Here is a 15,209-nt window from a genome sequence, read left to right on the forward strand (position 1 = left end):
TGTTCATGTCCTGTACCTTCCTTTTGAGGTTTTTCATCGAACTCTAATAAGGTACAGGACTAATTATAATTTTACAGCAATTTAGTGACGCTATCTTAATTTCAGCTAAAAATGGTGAAAATAGAGATTATTTAGAAGTAAATGGTGATATTATTCATTTGAATTGTTTGGGACAACTTCCTACTAACTTGTCTACTATCAAGAACAAGGACGAGCTGTATCATTTTTATAAAGAGAAAAATCCACACTTATCTGAAACAAGTTTGAAGGATAATACTGATCAGATATGGACATTCATTCGAGAAATGATCGTTGGGGATATGTTCTTGATTTCAATGGATCAAGGGTCTAGAATTGGGGTAGGTTGTATTGTAAGTAATTATATCTATAAAGATATGGCAGAAGAAAGTGAACAGCACATTAGGTATGTTAGATGGTTAAATACCATATCTAAATCGATGTTCGAACAGAGTTTTCCATCTAAACTAGATTGTTTAGAGAATATAAATAAAATATGCAGAATCCCATTAAATACGGGTGCAGAGAATATACTTAAATCTGCATGAATGTTAAGTTGTCAGTCTAACATTTTGCTAACAACTGATTATTCTCAGCATCTACCATAATTTTTTAGTAAAGTCAAATTGGGAAATCTAAACCTTTTTTGTGCTTCTTATAACAGCTGTAACAGCTTGGTTTCATTTTACTTGACTTAGCTTCATTTCCACATATATGGCAAACAACCTCTTGATATTCTTCATTACCATACTTGTTCCATGAGTTAAAGCATTCTTTGCAATATGGATATAATGGATCTAAAGTTACCGATTTTTTACAACGTATACAATATCCGGTATCCGAAGATTTTTCAGTATTCACTGATTTATCTTTATTGTTTTTCTTTTGTTTGTTCTGTTTGTTCTGTTTGTTTGTTACTTTTTCAACAGTTACTTTTACTTCTTCACTGATTCTAAATAGCCTTTTAGCTTCTTCATTTATGTTGCTATATAGTTCAGGATCTTTTTCTCTGGAGATGTATATGCCCATTTCATTATTGTTTTGTTGAGAAAATTCATAGAGGTTCATTGAAGTAACAAGGGCTTCTTTTTCGTTTAGGTAGCATTTAGCATGTAGGTTCTTGCAAAAACCGGTTCTAACATAACTTAAATTTCTGAGCCAATTGTTTTCATCTGGTTGGAGTTCATTTTTCCCATATATTATTTCAGTATTGATCTTAATTCGATTCTTATCTTCAATAAGTTCTCTTATACGATCATTTATCTTTAAAAAAGGGCTAATTAAAATTAATTTTTCATCTGCATTCTTGATGATCTCTTCTAGTTTGAAAGAAACTCCAGTAGTCGTTAAAAATTTAGCCATAATTAGAATTTAGATTACTAATATATAAAATATATGAAGGAGTGATATAAATAAATAGTAATTGTTCAGGTTGACTAGTGGATTAACTAACACACCTTTATTATCTATAAATTGCTTAACTTGAAATTGCTCGTAGATTAAAATATTGTTTAGATCTGAATAAGGGTAAACAATAAAAAAGGAGTGGAATCATGAAAGTAACTATTTTTAATGGGAGTCCTCGGGGTAGGAAAAGTAATAGTAATATCATTGCAGAATCCATACTTGAAGGTGCAAGGATGGCAGGGGCTGATACTGAACAGATATTCCTTGTTGAGAAGGATGTTAAACAATGTCGTGGTTGTTTTGACTGTTGGGAGAAAACACCGGGTACTTGTGTTATTGAAGATGATATGAAAGAGTTGATCGATATTTACCTGGATTCGGACTATATTGGGTTAGCAACACCTGTCTATAATATGTACATGACCGGTTTATTAAAGAATTTTACAGATAGGTTCTTGTCATTAGTAACTCCACATCTTAGAGTACAAGAAGATGGTAGTTTTTACCATGAAGGAAGAGTAAAAAAGTTTCCTCAGCAATTTTTTATAGCAAATTCAGGATTTCCGGGAGAAGCTAATTTTGATGTACTTAAGAACTTCTTTGAAAAACAGGACCTTGTGTTTGAGTTATATCGTGATTGTGGGGAAGCACTACAAGGTGGTACTGAGGATCCTGAAATTACTAAAAACATCAATGAGTTTCGTGAAAGTCTAAAAAGAGCGGGTTCATAGCTGGTAGAGTATGGGGAAGTGTGTGATGAGATTAAAGCTCAGATGCATAAAGCATTGATTGATCCTGATGAATATATGAAGGGAGCTAATATGGAATGGGATGAAATGCTTGAGAACATTGATACGAGTGATAATACTAAATAAAAGCGATTTTTTACAGAATCTGCAACATACACTACTTTTTTAATAACATTAAACTTTGCACACTTATTAAAAAGCAATAAGTGTGCATAATTAATACTTATTGCTTCTCTTCAAATTAGCTTATTATTTTATAATTTGTTTTATAATTTTGAATATCTTTTCTAGCAATTTCTCTATCAATAACAGCTTTAGATAAACAAGCTTGAACATGTTGAAAATTTTTAGCAGTTAAGATTTATTGAGGGATTTTACCTGTAATTATATTAATATAAATTGAATATACGACAATATAGTTTAAATCATTGTTTTTGAGATTCTCTTAATACTTATTTATATCTGGTTGTACAGTCGAAGCAACTTCTTGCAATAACTTATTAACCCTAACAAATTGCGCATTTTTTCCTAACCTAATTTTACCACTCATAAGAGATAAAAGTGTTCTTATCTCTGTAATATTTGATAAAAATCCAACACAGAATAAGAACAAATACAATAACACAAAAGAATAAAATGTACAATTTACGATTGGAACCAATCTAGCTGTTTTAGTTGTATTTGATAGGGAGGTAACATCTTTAATAATACTCAATTGATCATAGCTGACCATTTTCAGTATCTAACCGGAAAGCAACTAACAAAAGTGATGATTAGATCACAGTAATTTTCTGGAACCGGACAATTGAACTAGTAAATTCATTTTCCAACAAAAATTAGTAAAATTTAATCAAAAATAGTTCAAACTGGCAAACTTAGGTTAAAATAAATATGTGAGCCACTATTGTAAAATACAAATTTTTAATATCACTTCCAAAAAAATGAAGGTTACAGGGTGGTTAAAAAGTTGGGCTTTTATGGTCTTTTGTAAAAAATGCATTTTCTACAACATTAGGATAAACAATAGGTACTTTGTTAACTTTAAGATATCATATAATAGGTGAAGATTATCTGTATAAGTATTGATGCAAAAAATTTCAGTTAATTTTAATATATGTTCATCCCCACGTGTGTGGGGAACTCCCAAGTCTGGAAGGAAGTGCATTCAATGAAACCGGTTCATCCCCACGTGTGTGGGGAACTCCAACCATATAATAGAGCTACTGATCCGTATGACGGTTCATCCCCACGTGTGTGGGGAACTCTAGTTAACCTCCTCCTTGTGTTTTATTTGTGACGGTTCATCCCCACGTGTGTGGGGAACTCATTAAATAAACACATGTATCCGTAACCTGAACCGGTTCATCCCCACGTGTGTGGGGAACTCTACCCGATAGTATTCTCGTTGTCGACCCATTCCGGTTCATCCCCACGTGTGTGGGGAACTCAACAGCAAAAAAGGGCGAAATAATAAGCAAACCGGTTCATCCCCACGTGTGTGGGGAACTCAGCCCAGGGTTCATTTTAGATAGAACATTACACGGTTCATCCCCACGTGTGTGGGGAACTCGATTGCCATTTATAAACAAATTGTTCTTGTTCCGGTTCATCCCCACGTGTGTGGGGAACTCATTGTGGATAGGATAGACGATTGGGCAGAAGGCGGTTCATCCCCACGTGTGTGGGGAACTCTTATCAACAGGAGATCGAAGGAGATTTTGTTGCGGTTCATCCCCACGTGTGTGGGGAACTCTCGATATTGAAGTGATCGTTCTCTCGAACTACCGGTTCATCCCCACGTGTGTGGGGAACTCTACAACGTGATACTGAGATATTACACGAACAGCGGTTCATCCCCACGTGTGTGGGGAACTCCCTATCTCGACAGTACACTCGAACCACGTGAACGGTTCATCCCCACGTGTGTGGGGAACTCGTCTGGATAGAATAGATAGAATTGTGCTTAGACGGTTCATCCCCACGTGTGTGGGGAACTCATTTACAAGCAGGAACAAGGAGAGAGGACGTGCGGTTCATCCCCACGTGTGTGGGGAACTCTTTCGGCTCTGAATAGGAGACTCGACATTTTTCGGTTCATCCCCACGTGTGTGGGGAACTCGTCAGTTTATGACATTGTTATCCGCACGGGTCAGGTTCATCCCCACGTGTGTGGGGAACTCCGGTTACGTGCATAGTCATGGCTCGACCTCTCCGGTTCATCCCCACGTGTGTGGGGAACTCTGCAACGAGAGGTTAAACGGTGAGAACCATACCGGTTCATCCCCACGTGTGTGGGGAACTCGCCATGTTGTAACATAGCTAATGCTTCGTCTCCGGTTCATCCCCACGTGTGTGGGGAACTCGTTAGTAATGGTTGAAGGTGATTATTAATTTCCGGTTCATCCCCACGTGTGTGGGGAACTCGCAAATACGTAATCTTTCAGGTAATAAATTAGCGGTTCATCCCCACGTGTGTGGGGAACTCCTGAAGTTTGGAAATATAAAGGTTGAAACACCCGGTTCATCCCCACGTGTGTGGGGAACTCTGCAGGAATCGGAGCAATATTTAGTAGAAACACGGTTCATCCCCACGTGTGTGGGGAACTCCACAAGGCACTTCATACTCAGCCTTGACATCACGGTTCATCCCCACGTGTGTGGGGAACTCGATAATTTGTAAATCATTTTTATTTGTATTTTCGGTTCATCCCCACGTGTGTGGGGAACTCTTAGTTCGTACCGTACCCAGAGATGCCTGTCTCGGTTCATCCCCACGTGTGTGGGGAACTCTATCTTCATCTTTCGTTTTATTGGTGTTAAAACGGTTCATCCCCACGTGTGTGGGGAACTCTTCATTTATTAAATCCTGATACGAATTAATTACGGTTCATCCCCACGTGTGTGGGGAACTCCCGGCTACAGTCATTAGGTCGCCTAACGCTGTCGGTTCATCCCCACGTGTGTGGGGAACTCATCTTAAATACTCCTTAAGTCCGCCTGTTGCCCGGTTCATCCCCACGTGTGTGGGGAACTCTTAATTTCCTTATAGCCCTGTTTAATAATTTCCGGTTCATCCCCACGTGTGTGGGGAACTCATGATATTTTAAAGCTCTATAACTCCTTCTAGCGGTTCATCCCCACGTGTGTGGGGAACTCACTTTATCGATGTTTTTAGGTTCTGTTTTTCCCGGTTCATCCCCACGTGTGTGGGGAACTCAAGTATAAATTCTAATAAATTAACAAAAATGGCGGTTCATCCCCACGTGTGTGGGGAACTCGGACTTAGCCTGCTTCTAATACCTGAAGCCATAGGTTCATCCCCACGTGTGTGGGGAACTCAACAGCACCCACCACTAACCTACCTGCTAATCCGGTTCATCCCCACGTGTGTGGGGAACTCTATCCTAATGTTCAATGGATAGAAAACAAAAAAGGTTCATCCCCACGTGTGTGGGGAACTCTGTAAATAATCTTTCTTGTGTGCTGGTGTTCTCGGTTCATCCCCACGTGTGTGGGGAACTCTTTTCACTACCTGATGATACTATTGCTATAGTCGGTTCATCCCCACGTGTGTGGGGAACTCGTATCACAATAATAAACTTCAGCACCAATTTCGGTTCATCCCCACGTGTGTGGGGAACTCAACAGCACCCACCACTAACCTACCTGCTAATCCGGTTCATCCCCACGTGTGTGGGGAACTCTTTCTTGTTTGAAGTTTGAAGCAACCTCTTTTGCGGTTCATCCCCACGTGTGTGGGGAACTCTATCGAAGTTTATTATTTGAAGTTTCTGACCTACGGTTCATCCCCACGTGTGTGGGGAACTCAACAGCCAATCTGAAGGTAATAAAGGCACTAGACGGTTCATCCCCACGTGTGTGGGGAACTCACTCTTCCCTGTACTGCGACATATTCACCAGTCGGTTCATCCCCACGTGTGTGGGGAACTCTGAATGGTTGAGTGATTGCATCGAACCACTCTCGGTTCATCCCCACGTGTGTGGGGAACTCGCAGAAAAAGCCGAGCCAGCAATAATTGAGTTCGGTTCATCCCCACGTGTGTGGGGAACTCTGTTTCATATTTCATTACTCCTTTGTAGTTTACGGTTCATCCCCACGTGTGTGGGGAACTCTGTTTCTTATATATTGAATTAAGAAGGCTAAAGGCAAGTGGTTTCCTTTGGTAAAAACCTTTCTTTAACCATATGTATCACTTGTGATTGTTATATAAATTTTTCACTTATATCTTTTTCACATTTTGATTCAGGTAAAAATGATATTAGTTTTATTCCATCCATTTCCTTTGGAATACGTCGGTTTACTCCCATGGTAATAAAATCAAAACCCTGTTCATTTGGTGTATTCCAAGCAACAACTACATTCCCTTCTTCGATGCCTTCTTTGATATGTTCTAAAATCATTGATCTTACCTTTACAGAATAATCACCAATATATACACCTGCCCTTATTTCAAGCAACCAGACTGCTAATCTACCTCTTAATCTATCTGGTATATTTTCAGTTACGATGACCAGCATCTCCGATCCCTCTATCATTTGGAATGGCAGGAGGTACTGACTCTGAGGGTGCTTCTGGAATATTAATATCTCCAGCTGCAAGTACTTCCTCTATTTTAGGGATTATTTTTTTTAGGAGTCGATTTTTCCTAAACGAGTCCCTACATTCCAATCTAACCGCTCTTTCATAATTTGTGTGTTTTTCTGAAGCAACTCTGAATGCAATTGGTACAACAGTTTCGAACTTGAAGAGATCAGCAATATCATAAACAAATGAGCGTGGTTTACCAGTATGTATAAATCCAACTGCTGGAGAGTAACCTGCAGCAAGGACTGCAGCTTCTGTAACTCCATATATACAAGAAGTCGCTGAGCTTAAACACTTATTTTGGATATCACCACTATCCCAATTCTTAGGGTCATATTTACGTCCTTTCCATTCAATTCCATATTGTTTTGCTAGTATTTGATAAAGCTTTTTTACACGTGCAGCTTCCATACCTCTCATTTGCTCTATTGTGTAATCTTCAGGAAGTTCTTCATTGAACCGCATAGCATACATTTTTCTAATTACCTTTTTTCTAAGTTGTTCATCTAGTGCCAACTGTGCTTGGTATAATAAACGATCAGCCCTAGCACCACCCGGCTGTCCTGCAGAATAAAGACGAACACCAGCCTCTCCAACCCATATAAGTAAACAACCTACATCTGAAGCAAGTGCAGCTGCTTTATGTGAAACACGAGTACCAGGCTCTAGCATCAAACATGCTATACCTCCTATAGGTATTTGTATACGTGTTCCAGTTTTATCTACTAGGACAAATGCTCCATCAATTACATCAAGTTCACCTTTTTCCAAGAAAAGCAAAGAGAACCTTTCTTTTATGGACAAAGGTTTTGGCTTAGATAACATATTAGTATCACTATTGTTTAACAGGTTTTATCAGCATAAGTCCACATCCAAAAGATTTCGACGGGCCAATTCCGTCATATAGTGCCTTTGTAAATGCATCAATATCAGTGACCTTAATCATACCGTCAAAATCGATTGTACTTATCCTTATTTGACCTTTTCTTTTAGGCTTTTTAAATTCATGTGTCTCATAACCATCAGCTCTAACATTGTTCCAATCGAACATAAAGCCATTTTTTAGACCTTTTTGATCTAACCACTCTAAACCCTTTTCGTGTACTATCTCTGAAATAGAAGGAAAATTTTGAGGATTGGGATTAGACTTTTTTAGTCTAAATTTTTCATCCATTACAACATCATGTCTTTTATGCTTTCCATTTACATCTTTTCTTGTAACAACAGGATTAGCCCTTAGTGAAAAAAGAAAATATTGTCCCTCTTTGACCTTTGGGGTATATGACTTTACATCGACATTGAAATAGGAGTTATCAATAGAAGGTTTTTCTTTTGAAACCACGTAAAAAGTGGGTACCTTACCATTTATTTCATAGCGATATAAAAAATCCCTTTTTTTATCAGGATTCTTTGAAAATAAAGACCAGATAAGTTGGTGGATACTATAGGTACTTTGAAGCTTGTTCCAAACTTCACTGTCAAAGACCTTCTCTGGAAGAATTTCTGCCTTTGTCATATACATATTTAATTCTCCATATTTATCATTGCATAATATTCGTTCCTTCTAGAGAACTGCCACCTTTTACGACTCAAAATTTCATCATATTTGGATATAACTTGATCTGATCCTATGTTTTCATCTGTATCTTCCCAATAAAATCTACAAAATTTTGATGTTGGTAGTTCTGATATAAAACCATCATCTTTAAAGGTGGCAGTTAATAATGCTTCTTTGATATTGTTTGCCGAAATAATCTTGGGATCTAGCGGTAAAGCCAATGGGCATGACTTTCTCCCAATAAACAAATTATAACTCGGGTTGTTCAATTTGTCTATCAGCTCAGAGAATGAATATGGTGCTTCATCAGCTTTTTTTGAAATGATAATTGTATACAAGCAATCATTATAATAGTCCCTTGTAGAAATAATTGTATTCAAATTATTATCATCCACGCTTAATTCTTCTTTTCTCGAAGAATACTTTCTCTTACTTCTCCCAGGCACTTGAGATGTATGGTAATCTCTCAACATTGTACCATGGGAGTTTACTAAAACAGCATAGTTATAAGATGAACTCAATTGTAAATGAGCTTCGTCATCATCCCTATCTATACCTAAAGCAGCTGCTAATAAACCAAAGATAGCAGATTTTGAAGGATGGTCAAACGTTGGTCTGTGAGTACCTATAGCTATATCCCCCCAAGATACCATTGGAGCATATATCCGGAAAATCAAGTAATCTTTCATTTGACCCAACTCCATTTAATATCATTGATTTAAAAAATCAAGTAATTCTGACAAACTACCTTCCCCAGTAGCAACATTCATTGTTTTAACTTCATCTGAACATGGTCCATATACTTGTTCCATTTTCATTCTAGTATTTTCTAATGAATCAATTGCTTCACTTAACATATCTGAGCTCGTGATAGGTTTCAAATAGGATACTGCCAAGCTCCTTGGCTGTTGATTACCTTTTTCTATCATTACATAAGATGCATAGGACCTTGAGGCAAAGCTGTTTTGTTTACCTGTTGGTGAAACTTTTGAAGCTGCTTCAACCAGTGCCTTTAATGATTTCGTCACTAGAACTTTTTCACCATTTAAGTTCGATTCCAACAAATCCGTATCAATACATATATATGTATAAAACAGTCCAGAACCAAACTCAGTTTCTCCAAGGTGACCTGATCCCATATTTTCTTCACCTTTGTTAAGGTCATCAACTGCAGTGAAATAATCGTCTTCAACAGCTACTTTGTTGACCGTGATAGCATGTGATACCTGAACTGCAGCATCTGTGTTATACATTGTATCCGATGCAAGCATTCGACCAAACATCGCAATATCAACTGCAGTATGTTTTTGTTTCAAAAGTCCCATCTTTTTGATGTCTTCCTTAGATGGCTTTTTCGGATCCTGAGCTATCTCCGACATAAGTTTATCAATTGCATCTATTTCTTCTGGACTAAAATGTGCAAGTTGTTCAATCTCTAAATCAGCAAGAATGTCATCTTTATTTTCTTTTTTAATTTTACCAAACGTATCGGCAATTGCTTTAGACCACTCTTTAGCAACATCTTCTTTTACAGGTGTATTAATCTGCTCACTTTCAAACCCGTTTTTTAAGAAATCTTTTAATTTATGGCCATTTGTTAGTGATTTGAATACACTAACACCCATACTTTTGGTTCTAATACCTATATTTCCATCAAGATTTTCTTTAAAAATGTCTGATGTTCTCCATGCTCTCTTTAAACTTTGAGATGATATCCTTAATCGTTGAGATCCGCCCATTATAGCTGTTTTTGGTCTTCCAAGATCATCTCTATTCAAGTTTGAAGGAGGATACGATACTAAAGTGTGTATTTGTACAAATTTTGACATTTATTGATCACCTATTTTCCTTTTAATTTGATAAATTTTCATAGTATTCAAAAGCCCAGTTCTTTTTCGTAATATCATTCCACCAATAAACACTGTTAGCAAGATTGCATATATTGATACTACCGTTCATGAGCTTAATTAACCTGACAAGATATATGAAAAGGTCATTTCTTTCATCTATAGTTAGTACTTTTCTAAACCTCAATTCACTTACTGTTGGCTTTGAACCCTCTTTTGGTTTTGCCATTTGGCCAGCGAATGTTGAGGTTGTATTATTTTCTTTCACATGAGCCAAAATGCCAGCAAGAAGTGCTATTGCTGTTTTGTTTCTGAACCCAAGACCTTTTAATTGATGCCACAAGTAATGATATGATGGTGTAAAAATCACTTCATTTAGATTATGGCATCTACGAAGATTTGCACGATCTGCTTTTCTGTGTTCCAGATCTTTCCACCATTGTAATATCACTTTACAAGCTTCTTCATTTTCTAATGACCTTTTAGTATATGTCAAATGTTATCACCTCACAAGCGAATTTAATATTTCAAGTTGTTAGACCCAAAGCACTAATGACTTTTTTACTCTTTTGCGAATTGTAAGCTTTGAGTTTACGTCGTGCAACAGCCACTTTTTTGGGATTTACTATACTCTGTTGAGCTGGATTCGTGTATTCGTCAAAAAGCAGCAGCGATTGTTTCGATAAGTATTTTAGCCATTCCAGCTTGGATTCATGTATCAGAGACATATCTTCCTTGCTTTCTTTTGCTATCTTATCAATGAATGAATAGAACTCTGATTCCGTTCTATACCAGAACTGGGATTCTATATGTGAAAGTCCAGTTGTACTGCTAGTACCTGGAACAATTGCATTTTTAATGCAACTTCTTGTATTGTAAAGTATGACCTCAGCACACCGTACGAGCCGTTCGACTGTCCTTTCGTACTCATATTTTATACTTTCATCTACAGAGATAAGTGGCATAGTACTTTCATACCAACTACGTACTTTCATATTATCAAAATCAAAACCAAATGCCCAGAGTCTAGGAGAATGTTGGAATATCTCGTCCAAGTCACTTTGTATTTTAAAGAATTCATTTACTACTAATGCAGGATGAGATGAACCTCCACTATCACTTTGAATAAGTCCTACCCAATATCGATATGTAATGCCACCCGGCCGAGGGTGTATTGGAATTAACTGTGATTTATTTTCACGATGTGGTGATAGAGTATGGGCCCAGTTCCCTTCATAGTTGACCCCATAGTTCTTAGTAACATATTTTGATATTAGGCTATCACAATGTTCACTGCATACATCGCATTCACCAGTTTCTCTATCTTCAAAATCGATCTTTATTCTTCGTGGCATTCCCCAATACATTTGTTTTGGATTTACGTCCAGAGGTGTAGTGGTCACACCTGTTTTGGGTTCACTTGTCCTTGTAGGTCCCATCCAAGGGAAAATGTCAGAAACATCTGATTTATCGGAATCTCCTAGTTTAGCAATTTCCTCTTCAAGGACAACATTAAGCCAAATATGGTGCCATAGGTTTTTACCAAGTATTAGAGTAGTTAGGGGGCCACCACCCCTTAATGATGTACGATGCCCAACACCACCCGATGGAGCGTTTAGCTGCAAATTAAAAAGAGCCATAGCACAACAAGATGGACACATCTTGGTTACACTATCACGTTTTAGGAAATGGTCTGCATTGTTCTTTAAAGTATTACTTCCAGGCATTTCCATCAATAGAGAGTCTACTCTCAATTTATTCAACTCAAGGTTTAAATTATTGTCTTGCATGAACAAACCCGACGAATCTCCATCAAAATCAAAAAATGGAGATACTGACGACAAAGACTCTTTCAATTCATCAGGTTTAGGTGGCCTTAAAAAATATTTTCTCCATGTTCTATTATCTTTCGGAGCAATGCTTGTTTGAAATAATCCAATTAAAAACTGTATCATGGAACCATTGAAATCGGGTCTTGGGGTGTTCATTGAGATTATAGGATTTGTCTCGATATCACTTGTAACCTCCCAAGGTGCAATTTTTTCTGTGGAACCATCGGACCTTTTTACACCGATCCATTTATCATAAATCAAATTAAGTGCCATGCTTTTATATTCCTTCAATTTTTACTCGCGGTTAGCCCTGTTTTGTGATCATATATTATCTTCATTCTTTGATTGTTCTGATTTTCACCATAACCTGTCCAAGTACCATTATCTTGCATTTCCATTAGAATAAGTAAACTCCATTTTCCCCTATCTTTCATATTTTTTTTAGTATTAACAATTAATTCGTTAATTTCATCAGAATAGTTACTGTATTTTATTCGATTTACATTGACATTGACCTGACTCATTTCCCAAGGATGGGTTGTTGAGTTGTTGAATGGAACTATCTCACCATCAATTAATTTACCTAATCTCAAGGTAATAGAATCACCTAGTCTGGTAGGTACTATTGTATCATCTAACCACTGGGTTCCTGTACGATCATACCCCTTGGAAACATCAAGAGATCTCCATGCAGCAATTGATCTTTCAGCCATGGTTTCTCCATAGGCCTGTCTGTCTACATTAAGTAAGGGTTCAGGTATACTTTTATCTGCATCATTTCCAAACACAGTTTCTATCAAATATCGACTATCTCGCGGAATATGCATCTCTTTCATATCAGAGAGTATCTTCGATGTAAGCCACAGTCTACCATGTGTTTGGTATACATAGCAACCTCTTGGAAACATATCAGAGTACCACTTCTCTGATACATTTTCGGTAGGTTCTGGAGCAAGTATACCTAATACAGGGGATGATCTACAATCTATAGTAGAAATATTGCCATCCACATCACGTTTGTGTCTATGTAACCGACCTGATCTTTGAACAATAAGATCTATCGGACATAGGTCAGTTACCATATAATCAAAATCAAGATCAAGTGATTGCTCAACTACTTGTGTAGCTACTAATATCTTGCCAGCCCTTTGTTGAAACCCACTATCTTTACCAAAGGATTTAATGACAGTATCTTCAATTTCCAGCCTATCTCCCATCGTATATCTCGCATGGAATAAAATAATTTTGTCTGAACCAATCTGATCAACCAGGGAATGATATGAGTCAATAGCGTCATCAACAGTATTCCGGATCCAGCAGCAACAAAGACCTTTTTGTGCTAAGTCGATTATCCTTTTTTGTACATTATCTTCATTCTGAAAGAATTCACATGAGACTTTACGTTCGTTTTGAGGTAAATGATTAACCTGTTCTTCATTTGTTCCTTTATTAGTGATATGTGAAACAAGAGGATAGTGCTGCTCAGATACCGGTACAAAATCATAATCTGCACCGCTACAAAAAGATTTGATCATTTTATTTTTTTGATTTATAGGTAATGTAGCTGATAAGAGGATTGAACTACCACCTAGAGACGCATGGAATTGAAGTAATTTAGACAACAGCTCATTCATATAAGGATCATATGCGTGAACTTCATCAACTACTAAAATATTTCTAGACAATCCTAATAACCTTAAAGATTGGTGTTTTGATGGAAGGACACTTAGCATTGCCTGATCGATTGTACCTACACCAACATCAGCTAACAAAGCCTTTTTTCTATTATCTGCTATCCACGAAGAACATTGTGCTGAAATAGTTGGTTCACTTGAACCTTTTAAATTATAGGAATCACTCTCAGTTTTAAGTGGACCTATAGTACTCCTAAATCTATCAGAAAGATGACTTTGACCATGTGCAAGTACTAAAGAAGGGGTAGATTTAGGCTCAAAAAGCTTTGAATAGCATGAAAATAGCCTTTCATACATAGCATTAGATGTGGCCATTGTAGGTAATCCAAAAAATAAACCGTACAGTCCCGCCTTGTTCATTAGTCGATGTGTTAATCTAATTGCTGCCTCAGTTTTACCACTTCCCGTAGTATCTTCTATAATTATTAGTTGAGGACCATGTTCAAGTTTCATTTCTGAAACTGTTTTTTGCATCGGTGTTGGTATGTTAATATAATGAAATAGATTCTTAATTTCACAATCATCAGATGTTTTTGAAGGACATATCCCCGAATCCTTTAATGCATATATTGAGTTAGGAAGTGCAATGTCTTTCCAGTATTGTTCTAAACTCATTTTAGATGAATTATAATTGAAATAGATATCTGAAGACCCAATCCAATCGCAAAGAACTACAAGGCCTGAGAGCAGCCATGATGTCTTTTTAAAATAAGCTTCTAATTCCTCAAAGATATCATCATCATCTTGACCATTATTATCCAATGAAAGAAAACCATCTGTTAGCAAAAATTGTGATACATCCTTAATATACGAATAAACCATCTCTTTATCGTCATTATAGAACAGTTCATCATAGTGAATCTTCGATCCACTATCACTATAAACTGGAGGTGCTCCATGATGACCAGTAGTTGCACGAAGCCAAGGTATAATCAAATCTCTCCAGTCGAACTTGTCGTAGACCGACTTATCAAGTGATAATATATTTGTCTGCCAAATATAATCCCATAAACTGTCCCAAAGATGATAACCTAAGCTATCGTGTCGGACATTATAACTATTTCCCGGACTATAACCTCTCAATTTTTCCATAATAGGCGGCTGAAGAGATTGAAAACTGTTAGAGAACTTACCAATATCGTGGATAGCAACATAAAATGTTATAAGACTTAACAAGCCTTTATTTTCTATAGGAATATCACTCCTAAATTTTTTCAAATATAGTTCATCTTTTTGCAATAACGTGTAGGCAGTTGCAGCTACGTCTAGGCAATGATAAGGTAATAAATGATAATCAAGTGCATTTTTAGATTCATTTACTTTACATTTTCCCCAATTATTATAATATTCCAATGCTATAACCCGCTATGTAACTAAGTAACTGTTCTATAATTTTCATATTATATCAATATTATTATCTAAGCTAATTTTTTTATATTTGGCTAGTTGAAAATTGAACTAGTATATTATACATCCACGCATTAAATTAACATGAAAC

Annotated in this window: 12 protein-coding genes and 1 CRISPR repeat array; of the genes, 3 read left to right on the top strand and 9 right to left on the bottom strand. The window is 36.9% G+C overall.

Annotated elements, in window-relative coordinates; all coding sequences use genetic code 11:
- Positions 1 to 158: 158 nt before the first annotated feature.
- On the top strand, positions 159 to 566 hold the full coding sequence (locus tag J2T59_RS03210; protein ID WP_259133887.1) for a DUF8426 domain-containing protein: 408 nt from the start codon (positions 159 to 161) through the stop codon (positions 564 to 566).
- Between the two features lie 73 nt (positions 567 to 639).
- Here J2T59_RS03210 and J2T59_RS03215 read toward each other — a convergent pair whose 3' ends face one another.
- Positions 640 to 1,380 (bottom strand): phospholipase D family protein, encoded by a 741-nt coding sequence (locus tag J2T59_RS03215; RefSeq protein ID WP_259133890.1) that lies wholly within the window; start codon positions 1,378 to 1,380, stop codon positions 640 to 642.
- A gap of 191 nt (positions 1,381 to 1,571) precedes the next feature.
- Between J2T59_RS03215 and J2T59_RS03220 the strand changes: the two genes are divergently transcribed.
- Complete coding sequence (locus tag J2T59_RS03220) at positions 1,572 to 2,156, top strand: flavodoxin family protein (RefSeq protein WP_259133893.1); 585 nt, start codon at positions 1,572 to 1,574, stop codon at positions 2,154 to 2,156.
- An 18-nt stretch (positions 2,157 to 2,174) separates the two neighbouring features.
- Positions 2,175 to 2,300: a hypothetical protein gene (locus tag J2T59_RS03225; RefSeq protein ID WP_259133895.1), complete on the top strand. Its 126-nt coding sequence runs from the start codon at positions 2,175 to 2,177 to the stop codon at positions 2,298 to 2,300.
- A 988-nt stretch (positions 2,301 to 3,288) separates the two neighbouring features.
- Positions 3,289 to 6,308: direct repeats of the CRISPR family, unit length 29 nt; unit sequence CGGTTCATCCCCACGTGTGTGGGGAACTC.
- Between the two features lie 90 nt (positions 6,309 to 6,398).
- On the opposite strand, the gene cas2e is transcribed toward J2T59_RS03225, so the two are convergent.
- The 8 genes from cas2e to cas3 are packed head-to-tail and all read right to left on the bottom strand — an operon-like array spanning position 6,399 to position 15,064.
- Complete coding sequence (gene cas2e, locus J2T59_RS03230; RefSeq protein WP_259133898.1) at positions 6,399 to 6,713, bottom strand: type I-E CRISPR-associated endoribonuclease Cas2e; 315 nt, start codon at positions 6,711 to 6,713, stop codon at positions 6,399 to 6,401.
- Positions 6,694 to 7,605, bottom strand: a complete 912-nt coding sequence (gene cas1e, locus J2T59_RS03235) for a type I-E CRISPR-associated endonuclease Cas1e (RefSeq protein WP_259133901.1) — start codon at positions 7,603 to 7,605, stop codon at positions 6,694 to 6,696. Before cas1e ends, cas2e begins: the two co-directional genes overlap by 20 nt.
- A 10-nt stretch (positions 7,606 to 7,615) precedes the next feature.
- Positions 7,616 to 8,302 (bottom strand): type I-E CRISPR-associated protein Cas6/Cse3/CasE, encoded by a 687-nt coding sequence (gene cas6e / locus J2T59_RS03240; protein ID WP_259133904.1) that lies wholly within the window; start codon positions 8,300 to 8,302, stop codon positions 7,616 to 7,618.
- A gap of 2 nt (positions 8,303 to 8,304) precedes the next feature.
- Entirely contained in the window at positions 8,305 to 9,027 is a 723-nt protein-coding gene (cas5e, locus tag J2T59_RS03245) for a type I-E CRISPR-associated protein Cas5/CasD (protein WP_259133905.1), read from the bottom strand.
- 21 nt (positions 9,028 to 9,048) lie between these two features.
- Positions 9,049 to 10,167: a type I-E CRISPR-associated protein Cas7/Cse4/CasC gene (cas7e, locus tag J2T59_RS03250; RefSeq protein WP_259133906.1), complete on the bottom strand. Its 1,119-nt coding sequence runs from the start codon at positions 10,165 to 10,167 to the stop codon at positions 9,049 to 9,051.
- Positions 10,168 to 10,189: 22 nt separating this feature from the next.
- Positions 10,190 to 10,681: a type I-E CRISPR-associated protein Cse2/CasB gene (casB, locus tag J2T59_RS03255; RefSeq protein WP_259133908.1), complete on the bottom strand. Its 492-nt coding sequence runs from the start codon at positions 10,679 to 10,681 to the stop codon at positions 10,190 to 10,192.
- 31 nt (positions 10,682 to 10,712) lie between these two features.
- Positions 10,713 to 12,290, bottom strand: coding sequence for a type I-E CRISPR-associated protein Cse1/CasA (casA, locus tag J2T59_RS03260; protein WP_259133909.1), 1,578 nt, complete (start codon positions 12,288 to 12,290; stop codon positions 10,713 to 10,715).
- A 14-nt stretch (positions 12,291 to 12,304) separates the two neighbouring features.
- Positions 12,305 to 15,064, bottom strand: coding sequence for a CRISPR-associated helicase Cas3' (cas3, locus tag J2T59_RS03265; protein ID WP_259133910.1), 2,760 nt, complete (start codon positions 15,062 to 15,064; stop codon positions 12,305 to 12,307).
- Positions 15,065 to 15,209: the final 145 nt, after the last annotated feature.

Source organism: Methanosalsum natronophilum, assembly GCF_024808815.1.
Taxonomy (GTDB): domain Archaea; phylum Halobacteriota; class Methanosarcinia; order Methanosarcinales; family Methanosarcinaceae; genus Methanosalsum; species Methanosalsum natronophilum.

Coding starts and splice junctions, on each gene's coding strand:
- cas2e (WP_259133898.1), bottom strand. CDS start 6,713: ATGCTGGTCATCGTAACTGAAAATATACCAGATAGATTAAGAGGTAGA.
- J2T59_RS03220 (WP_259133893.1), top strand. CDS start 1,572: ATGAAAGTAACTATTTTTAATGGGAGTCCTCGGGGTAGGAAAAGTAAT.
- cas6e (WP_259133904.1), bottom strand. CDS start 8,302: ATGTATATGACAAAGGCAGAAATTCTTCCAGAGAAGGTCTTTGACAGT.
- cas5e (WP_259133905.1), bottom strand. CDS start 9,027: ATGAAAGATTACTTGATTTTCCGGATATATGCTCCAATGGTATCTTGG.
- J2T59_RS03215 (WP_259133890.1), bottom strand. CDS start 1,380: ATGGCTAAATTTTTAACGACTACTGGAGTTTCTTTCAAACTAGAAGAG.
- cas1e (WP_259133901.1), bottom strand. CDS start 7,605: ATGTTATCTAAGCCAAAACCTTTGTCCATAAAAGAAAGGTTCTCTTTG.
- casA (WP_259133909.1), bottom strand. CDS start 12,290: ATGGCACTTAATTTGATTTATGATAAATGGATCGGTGTAAAAAGGTCC.
- cas7e (WP_259133906.1), bottom strand. CDS start 10,167: ATGTCAAAATTTGTACAAATACACACTTTAGTATCGTATCCTCCTTCA.